We start from the raw sequence: 290 nt of genomic DNA, 5'->3' as shown, positions 1-290 counted from the left end.
GAGCACGGCTTCAGGAAGCGCCAAACACAACAAAACAACAAAAAAAAAAAAAAAAAAACACCAAAAAAAAAAAAAAAACAAAAAAAAAAAAAAAAAAAAAAAACAAAAAAAAAAAAAAAAAAAAAATAAAAAAAAAAAAAAACAAAAAAAAAAAAAAAAAAAACAAAAAAAAACAAAAAAAAAAAAAAAAAAACAAAAAAAAAAAAAAAAAACACAAAAAAAAAAAAAAAAAAAAAAAAAAAAACAAAAAAAAAAAAACAAAAAAAACAAACACCCACAAATAAAAAAAA

The 290-nt window shown here is 13.4% G+C and carries 1 protein-coding gene; it reads left to right on the top strand.

All coding sequences use genetic code 11. The annotated features are described in order from the left end of the window. Positions 1 to 290 (top strand): hypothetical protein (locus AB2B41_RS24105; protein ID WP_367880245.1); only part of this gene is annotated, 290 nt, incomplete at both ends.

This window comes from Sulfitobacter sediminis (genome assembly GCF_040811725.1).
GTDB lineage: Bacteria > Pseudomonadota > Alphaproteobacteria > Rhodobacterales > Rhodobacteraceae > Sulfitobacter > Sulfitobacter sediminis.
The sequence above is the reverse complement of the archived record's forward strand: the minus strand, read 5'-3'. Positions and strand labels throughout refer to the sequence as shown.